This is a genomic window from Deinococcota bacterium (genome assembly GCA_030858465.1).
Classification (GTDB): domain Bacteria; phylum Deinococcota; class Deinococci; order Deinococcales; family Trueperaceae; genus JALZLY01.
Window position 1 is genome coordinate 1 of record JALZLY010000271.1, and the last position, 6,329, is coordinate 6,329.

Consider the following 6,329-nt stretch of genomic DNA (forward strand, 5'->3'; position numbering starts at 1 on the left):
CCGGGCCCGCTCGAGCCTGTGCGGCCCGCCAACCCCCGCCAGGCCGAGCCCGACGACGACGTTTTCGGTGGCGGTGTAGCCCTCGATCAGGTGGAAGTCCTGGAAGACGTAGCCCACGCGCCTGGCGCGGTAGCGGTCGCGCTCGGCTTCGCCGAGGCGCGAGAGGTTCTGGCCGTGCACCCACACCTCGCCTTCGCTGGCGACCAAGAGCCCCGCCAAGAGGTGCAGGAGCGTGGTCTTGCCGCTCCCCGAGGGGCCGGTCACCGCGACCTGCTCGCCACTCGCCAGCGTGAAGTCCGGGAAACTCAGGGTGATCCGCTCGCGCGCGCGCCGGAACCGGTGCCTAACGTTCAGAGCGCGGATCACGGTATTAGCGCACCCGCTCGACCCGCTCGGCGTAGATGCGGATCAGGCTGAGGCCCGCCTCGACGCTGCTATCGACGCCGAGCTCGAGCCGTCCTACTATCCGCAGCGGATCGCTGTTGTGCTGGGCGTCCATCCTGCGGCCGTCCTCGAGAACCACCAGCACGACGTCGGGCGGCCAGTCGGCCGCGTCCGAGCAAAACGGGCAGGTGAGCATGGGAAAGCGCGTCAGCATAAACCAGTCGATCCTGGGCTTTAGCGGCGGCGCCATGAAGCCGGTGAGCTCGACCCTCTCGCCCTCGAGCGCCAAGAGGTTGTCCGAGTACTCGATCCCGCCCATCACCACGCGCGCGTGGAAGGCCCCCAGCTCGAGCGGCGCCTGGGCCGCGCCAAGACTGAGAGCGAGGCTGAGGGCGAGGGTCACGGCGAACGTCAACAGGTAAGGCATCTTTGGATAGAGCATCTTTGGGTAAGGCATCTTTGCAGGCATCATTCCTCCTCGAGGAGCCTTGCCAAGTCGTCGGGGCTGAGGGGGCCGTAGTGAACACCCGCCAGCTCGCCCTTCCGCACGACGTAGCTGGCCGGCAGGCCGGGGAGCCTGAGCGCTTGCAACTCCCGGTGCGACGCGAAGTAGACCGGCAGGAGCTCGAGCCCCTCGTCGGCCAAAAAGCGCGCCACGGCACCGTGGGCGTCACCGAGGTTGACGGCGAGGAGGGCAATGCGCCCCGCCTCGTGGTAGTCGAGGAGCCAGGGGAGTTCCTCACGGCAGGGCGGGCACCAGGTCGCCCAGACGTTCACGACCACGGTGTCTGGTATGGCGGTGTCTGGTATGGCGGTGTCTGGTATGGCGCCTTGCGTACTCAGCTCGGCGAGCGTGTACGTGTCGTCCGCCCAGTCCCGAACCCGGATCTCCCCCAGCGCGCCACCCAGGCTCAAACTCGTGAGGGCGAGAAGTAGCTGGAGCATTTCTGACCTCCAATCATAAAACGCCTTGACGAGGACGAGATAGAACGTCGGCAAAATAGTGGGCGCGAGGGACGAAATCAAATGCATTCCGTCCCTCGCACGAGTTTAGCGTTCGGCCGCGCTGGGCTGCGGCGGCGTGATGAGGTTGGCGTAGAGGCGGTAGGCGCCGGGGACGTTCTCTTCGATCTGCAGGTGCAAAACGAGGTTGGTGTGGGTGTAGCGCCCCGCGCCCAGCTCCGCGGTGAGGACCGAACCCAGGAACGGCGTCTCCTCGGGGGTGTCGGGCCAGTCTCGGTCGGTGATCGAGAACAGCTCGGTGTACTCCTCCGCCCACTCGTCGGGGAAGTAGAGCCCGCGCTCCTTGATCCAGCCGTCGAAGTCGGCTTCGGTGATCTCATTGGGAGCGTTCAAGAGCGGGTGACCGGCGGCCAGGAACTCGACCGGTGCCTGGTGATCGGTGACCCGCGAGAGGATCGAGACCGTGCCGTGCTGGAGAAAGTAGGGCGGGGTGCTGTTCGGGTCCCAGTTGTCGAAGGGGCGGTGGTACTGGACGACCAGGTTGCCGCCGTTACGGACCCACTCGAGCAGGCGCTCGTTGGCCGCCGCCAAATCCGGGCGCAAGCGGTAGCCGTAGACGCCGACCATGATGGTGTCATAACCGGAGAGGTCGCCGCTGGTCAGCTCGTCTCCGCTCAACAGCTCGACCTGCACACCGATCCGGCGCAGCGCCTCGGGGACGAGGTCGACACCGCTGTCGACGTAGCCGACCCGCAGGCTCTCGTCAAAGACCACCTCAAAGGCCTGGACGTTGACGGTCGCGGGCAGGACCATGTAGGAGCGGTCGATGTGCTGGTAGTCGACCACCCGCACCCAGCTCGCGGACGAGGCGGCACCGTCGGCCACTATCTCAAAGTCGTAGGAGCCGCTCGCCAGCCCCTCGGGGGGCAAGAGGGTGAACGAGACCGCCTGCACATCGCCGCCGCGGCTAAAGGAAACCGCCTGTTCGGCGGGCTCGACCCCCCAGCCCTCCGGCGCGACCACGCTCAGGGTGCTGTCGGCTTCGCCGCTCAGGTAACTCGTCACGGCCACGTCGAGCGTCAGGGGAGCGTCGGGCTGCAGCAGGTTGTAGACGAGGTTTTGAGGGTTGGCGCGGATCGACAGGTCGGGAAGCACCGCCACGGTCTCGGCGGGATCGACCGCCACTCGGACCGCCTCGCCGCCGCTTTCGTAGCTGATGACGCCCTGGATGTCGCTGTTGGCGTCGAAAGGATGCATGTAGCGGCGGTAGGGGTGAAAGAAGGGGGCGTCCGCGGCGACCGTGACTGCAAACGTCGCGGTCATGGTTTCGTTGTAGCCGAGCGTCCCGCGCTGAGCGAGCAGGTCGGCTTCCGCGGTATCATCGGCGGCGTCGTCTTCCAGGAGGCGTTCGACCGTCCAGCCGTCAGGCACCTCGAGCTCCAAGGTGACGTTCTCGAGCGGGGTTTGGCCGCCCACAAAGGCCATGAGCGTGAATTCGGTGGTGGCGCCGCGGGTGAGTTCGGCGGCGCCGGCGGTAAGGCGCGGCACCAAGAGCGCGGAGACGCGGTGGGCGTGCTGCAGCTGGGCTTCCTTGAGCCCCAACCGGAAGCCCAGGTCATAGGCGAGCTCTTCGTCGAGCGCTGCGCTGCTCAGTTGTGCGCGCGCCTCGCGGACCTCGGCGAGCGCGCTCGTCACGGCGGCGTTGACGCGCCCAGAGTCGGGGTAGGCGCCGAGGGCCTCTTGGATGTGCTCATCCGCCTGCCGGATCGCGCTCCGCAGGGCCTCGTCGGCAACGAGCTCGGCGAGGTCTTGCAGCGTCTGGGGCAGCCCGTCGAACATGGAGGTCTCCTGGTTGGCGACCTCGATGACCGCATCGGCCAGATAGAGATCGGTGGTCCGCGGCCCCTCATCGGCCCAGCGGCCCATGTCCTGGCTGCGGTGGTAGGCCCGCGACTGCTGGCCCAGCTGATCGTAGGAGGCACCGAAGATCGGGTCGTAGTCGCCGATGTCGATGACCAGGGTGGCCGGCAACTCCTCTTCGGCCAGGCCGCTGCCGCGGCCGGCTGGCAGGTAGAACTTCTTGGCCTGCCAAGGGCGCAAGCCCCCCTCGAGCTGCTCGGGGAAGGCCTCGGGATCGGCCGCCAGGCGGAAGGCCTCCTCGGTCGCCAGCGACGCGGCGCGGTGATGCCCGTGCTGGCCCCAGACGTCCTGGAAGTTGGTGAAGATCACGTCGGGGCGGCTCTCGCGGATGACGCGGACGAGCTTCTCCATGAGGACGTCACCGCCCCAGAGCTGGATCGTCTCCACGGCCGACTTGGAAAACGCCCAGTCGTAGATGGGGTCGTCGAAGCTCTCGCTCAGAAAGTAGAGCTCGACGTTGAAGGCTTGGCTGGCCTCCTCCATCTCGTGGCTGCGGAGGACGCCCAAAGCGTCGTAGCGTTCGGTGCCGATCGAGTTCTGGCCGCCCTCGCCGCGGTTGGCGGTGACGGTGATGACGCGCACCCCCTGGCCGCGCGACAGGAGCGCCAGCAGGCTGCTCCGTTCGTCGTCGGGGTGAGCGCCGGTGGTCATCTGGGAAGCGATCGACTTCAAGGGGGTCAGGGCCTCCCAGAGCTCGATGACGCCGCGCTGACTCTCCTGCTGCAAGACGCGTTCGTCGGTGAGGCTCTGAGCGGCGACGACGGCAAGGGAGATGAGCAGGACGAGGCTGATAGAGCGATGGACAAGAAGCCTCAGAGGGTGTTTCCTTGGTGACATTCGCTTGGTCCTTTCATTGGGTCCTTCATAGGGTTTTTCATGTGGAACGTGCCCCTGCACAGCATGGAAATCGGCCAGCCTCTCACCTTCCTTTCGATCGTGACCTCGATCGTGACCAACGTACCGGAGCGGTGGGATCACGAGGCGATGGGTAAAGCCATACAGAGCGGGTCGGAAGCAAAAATAGAGGTTTTTAAAACTATATTAAAATAGAGTATAAAATAGTGGCCCTGCTTTGTCAACGCAGGAGAAACCCGTCCGCGGAGGCTAGAGCGCTGTGCGCAAGTTGGTATAGTGGTCGGGTGAGATCGTGTTGAGCGAGCTCGAGGGAGCTGATGGCTGAGCTGGTTAGCCGTCACGTGGCCACCGTCGCCGAGGCGATGGCCCTGGCGCAAGAGCGTCTTGACGCCGCCGGGGTGGACAACCCCTGGGAGGACGGCGTCAGCCTGCTCGGGCAGCTGTTGGGGATATCCAGGTCTGCCGTGATGCTCGAGCGCAACCGCCCCCTGAGCCTTGAGAGATGGACCCTGTACCTGTCCCAGCTAGGCCGCCGCGCCCGCCGTGAGCCCCTGCAGCACATCCTCGGCGTAGCCTACTTCTACGGGCTCGAGCTGACGGTGTCTCCGGCCGTGCTCATTCCCCGCCCCGAGACGGAGCGGCTCGTCGAGCTCGCCCTGGAGGCGCTCACAGGCGTTCCACAGCCCAGGGTGGTGGACGTGGGCACGGGCAGCGGGGCGATCGCCTTGGCCATCAAGGCCGAGCGGCCAGACGCCGCCGTGAGCGCCAGCGAGCTCTCGGCGGAGGCGCTCGAGGTCGCCCGGGACAACGCCCGGCGCCTCGGCCTCGAGGTTGATTTCGTTCGGTCGGACCTGTTGGGGGCGCCGGCGTTGCAGGAAGCCGTGCGCGGGGCCGACCTGCTGCTCAGCAATCCGCCCTATCTGCCCGAGACGGACAGGGCGTGGCTCTCGCCCGAGGTGCGGGCGGACCCGGCCGAGGCGCTCTTTTCGGGCGAGGACGGCCTGGCGCACTTTCGTAGCCTCGAGGCCCAGGCCTTTGGGCTTGTCAAGCCGGGCGTGAGGATGATGCTCGAGCTCGACCCGCGCAACAGCCAAAAGGCGCTGGCAGAGGCGACGCGCTGGACGGAACGGAAGCTCGAGGCCGACCTCTTGGGCCGGGCACGCTTTCTCGTGCTCGAGCGCTGACAAGGAATCAGCCAGTAGGGCTGATCCTCCGTAGAACGTCTTCTGCAGGCATCAGGCTCTATCCTCCTCGGGCTGCCGCGCAACCGCGGCCGTCAGCGGTTGGGCGGCGAGCCCAATCCTCGCCTCTCGAGCCCTTCTTCCCTCTGCTCATCCGGCCTGGCTTTCTCGCCCTTATCGGTCAAGGCGGCCAGGAGCAAGAGCCCCGCGCCCACGACCACAGAGGCATCGGCGACGTTGAAGACGGCGAAGTCGATGACGCCGGGGACATAGAAGTCGATGAAATCGATGACGTAACCCAGCCTTATGCGGTCGATCAGGTTGCCGACGGCGCCGGCGAAGATGAGCGCGAAGGCCCAGCGCTGCAAGGGCGGCATCCTCCGGCCGTGACGGAGCAGCGCGTAGAGAATGGCCGCCGAGACCACGGCCGAGAGCACGCTCAGCAGCAAGGTCACGTCCTGAAGGATGCCGAAGGCGGCGCCGGTGTTGCGGACATAGGTGAGGTGAAAGCCCAGAGCGAGCGGTTCGCGGGGCCCGCCTAGGGGCAGGTTGTGAACGACCCAGAACTTGCTGAGCTGGTCGAGGACGATGAGGAGCCCGGCAACGGCGAGAGCCATGAAGCTCAGTATACCCCAGCCATCAGCGGCGCTTGAGCAGGGCTCGCGCTGTGTTCTCCTTTTCCGCCCTTTTGGGGTTCTTGCCAGGGTGCTTCCGGTATACTTCCAGCATATTCACAGGTTTATGCCCTTGACTTATGCCCAAAGAGACTTATGCCAAACACCCTTTAGGAGGCGCCCACGATGACGGCGACCGTAAAAGACATCCAACGCGCGATCGACGAGACCCTGCAGGGCGGCCAGACAGAGCTGCTCAAGGCTCTGTCCCAAGCGCTCTTCGAGAAGGCCAGCCCTGACTTTTTGCAGGACTTCGACCCCGAAAGCCTGCTGGCCATGACGGTCGGCGCGCTCACGTTCCTAGAGGCCAAAAGACCCGAGGAGCTGTCGGTACGCGTCTTCAACCCGAGCT

8 protein-coding genes are annotated in these 6,329 nt (G+C 66.0%); 3 read left to right on the forward strand and 5 right to left on the reverse strand.

Annotated elements, in window-relative coordinates:
- From M3498_13645 to M3498_13660, 4 genes are all read right to left on the reverse strand, one after another.
- A partial coding sequence (locus M3498_13645; GenBank protein ID MDQ3460320.1) for an ATP-binding cassette domain-containing protein occupies positions 1-366 on the reverse strand: 366 nt, incomplete at its 3' end.
- Positions 367-370: 4 nt separating this feature from the next.
- Positions 371-826 carry a hypothetical protein gene (locus M3498_13650; GenBank protein MDQ3460321.1) on the reverse strand — a complete coding sequence of 152 codons (456 nt, stop codon included), beginning with the start codon at positions 824-826 and terminating at the stop codon, positions 371-373.
- Positions 827-852: 26 nt separating this feature from the next.
- Positions 853-1,329: a TlpA family protein disulfide reductase gene (locus tag M3498_13655; protein MDQ3460322.1), complete on the reverse strand. Its 477-nt coding sequence runs from the start codon at positions 1,327-1,329 to the stop codon at positions 853-855.
- 105 nt (positions 1,330-1,434) lie between these two features.
- The gene (locus tag M3498_13660) at positions 1,435-4,104 is read right to left on the reverse strand and encodes a PIG-L family deacetylase (protein ID MDQ3460323.1); all 2,670 of its coding nucleotides are present in this window, start codon (positions 4,102-4,104) and stop codon (positions 1,435-1,437) included.
- 39 nt (positions 4,105-4,143) lie between these two features.
- Between M3498_13660 and M3498_13665 the strand changes: the two genes are divergently transcribed.
- Positions 4,144-4,317, forward strand: coding sequence for a hypothetical protein (locus tag M3498_13665; GenBank protein ID MDQ3460324.1), 174 nt, complete (start codon positions 4,144-4,146; stop codon positions 4,315-4,317).
- A 122-nt stretch (positions 4,318-4,439) separates the two neighbouring features.
- The gene (prmC, locus tag M3498_13670; GenBank protein MDQ3460325.1) at positions 4,440-5,306 is read left to right on the forward strand and encodes a peptide chain release factor N(5)-glutamine methyltransferase; all 867 of its coding nucleotides are present in this window, start codon (positions 4,440-4,442) and stop codon (positions 5,304-5,306) included.
- A gap of 92 nt (positions 5,307-5,398) precedes the next feature.
- Here prmC and lspA read toward each other — a convergent pair whose 3' ends face one another.
- A complete protein-coding gene (gene lspA / locus M3498_13675) occupies positions 5,399-5,920 on the reverse strand; it encodes a signal peptidase II (GenBank protein ID MDQ3460326.1) in 522 nt (173 codons plus the stop codon).
- Positions 5,921-6,103: 183 nt separating this feature from the next.
- Here lspA and M3498_13680 point away from each other — a divergent pair.
- Positions 6,104-6,329 (forward strand): hypothetical protein (locus M3498_13680; protein MDQ3460327.1); only part of this gene is annotated, 226 nt, incomplete at its 3' end.

Excerpts from the sequence above, each read along its gene's own strand:
- M3498_13660 (MDQ3460323.1), bottom strand. The coding sequence starts at position 4,104 with ATGTCACCAAGGAAACACCCTCTGAGGCTTCTTGTCCATCGCTCTATC.
- M3498_13650 (MDQ3460321.1), bottom strand. The coding sequence starts at position 826 with ATGCTCTATCCAAAGATGCCTTACCTGTTGACGTTCGCCGTGACCCTC.
- lspA (MDQ3460326.1), bottom strand. The coding sequence starts at position 5,920 with ATGGCTCTCGCCGTTGCCGGGCTCCTCATCGTCCTCGACCAGCTCAGC.
- M3498_13665 (MDQ3460324.1), top strand. The coding sequence starts at position 4,144 with ATGTGGAACGTGCCCCTGCACAGCATGGAAATCGGCCAGCCTCTCACC.
- prmC (MDQ3460325.1), top strand. The coding sequence starts at position 4,440 with ATGGCTGAGCTGGTTAGCCGTCACGTGGCCACCGTCGCCGAGGCGATG.
- M3498_13655 (MDQ3460322.1), bottom strand. The coding sequence starts at position 1,329 with ATGCTCCAGCTACTTCTCGCCCTCACGAGTTTGAGCCTGGGTGGCGCG.